The 988-nt window shown below is 71.2% G+C and carries 1 protein-coding gene and 1 pseudogene; both read right to left on the minus strand.

Going from position 1 to position 988, the window contains the following annotated elements; translation table 11 throughout:
- Positions 1-88 precede the first annotated feature (88 nt).
- Positions 89-523, minus strand: coding sequence for a hypothetical protein (locus tag FL311_RS43360; protein WP_228557483.1), 435 nt, complete (start codon positions 521-523; stop codon positions 89-91).
- Positions 524-796: 273 nt separating this feature from the next.
- Positions 797-988: pseudogene (locus tag FL311_RS44740) on the minus strand (hypothetical protein); the annotation flags it as partial.

Genomic DNA, 988 nt, shown 5'->3' on the forward strand with positions numbered 1-988 from the left:
CCCCTGGCACGCTCCCTCCCGCCGGCCTCGGACCCTCCCAGTCTGGAGTGTCAAGCCGAACGGGTCGGCAAACCCGACCACCCCTCACTCAATGCATCGCGGTGCGTCCATCCCTCGAGCCGGGCGGCACGTGCCTGACGCGCGACGGCCGCTCGAAGTACTCCACCACCAATCCCCCGAAGGGCACCCTCGGCCCCTCCACCCTCGAATCCCTGAGCCGCTGGAGCAGCGCCACCGCCGAGTCCACCGCCTCGTCCACGGCGCGGTTGATGCGCTCCTTCTCCCCATCCCCGCCGCCCAGCACCTCCGCGGCATCCACCAGACAGCGCCGCAGCGCCGAGAACTCCTCGTGTAGGGCGCGCGCGCCACGCTCCGGCGACAGCCGCAGCACCGCCTTCGTGCGGCTCCAGGGGCTCGTGTCATCCCCCTCCAGCATCACGCCCAGCTCCCGGACGAAGGGCTCCACCAGTCCATCCAGCTGGCTCAGCGGCGCCTGCGAGCCATCCGAGTCGCGTGCCGTCATCCGCATCCGCCGCCACAGCGCAGCGATTCGGTCCGGCTGCTGGCGGAAGAACCTCGCCAACCCCGCTGCCTTTCGTCCCCGCTCGCTCATGTCCGGTGCCTTCCGCATCGCATCGGGAGCTATAGCAAGGCGGTTGCCAGTGCCTGAGACCCGCACCCTCCAGCAATTCCAGCCACTTGGCCGGGTGGAGTGTGGCGTGGAGGTGCCTGGGACGGTAAAAACTTCCGGGTCTGGCTTGTAGAGGTGTCCGAAGGTCCAGATGCCCCGGGCGCTTCAATGCAGGGTGGGCTTGAGCGTGCGGGCGCGCGGGTCCTCGCCGTCCGTGTCCGGAGCCTCACCCTCCGGTCCCATCCCGAACTCGCCCGAGGGCGACTCCGCGTGGGGCGCGCTGTCGGCGTGCTCGGGCTCCGGAGCCGGGGGGGCGCCCGTCCAGTACACCTCGCCGGGGGGCGCGCCGTCCTCGGG

Origin of the sequence: Myxococcus sp. AB025B (assembly GCF_006518215.1) — a bacterium.
Lineage (GTDB): Bacteria > Myxococcota > Myxococcia > Myxococcales > Myxococcaceae > Myxococcus > Myxococcus fulvus.

Bases quoted from the DNA above. Each gene is read 5' to 3' on its own strand.
- FL311_RS43360 (WP_228557483.1), bottom strand. From the start codon at position 523: ATGACGGCACGCGACTCGGATGGCTCGCAGGCGCCGCTGAGCCAGCTG.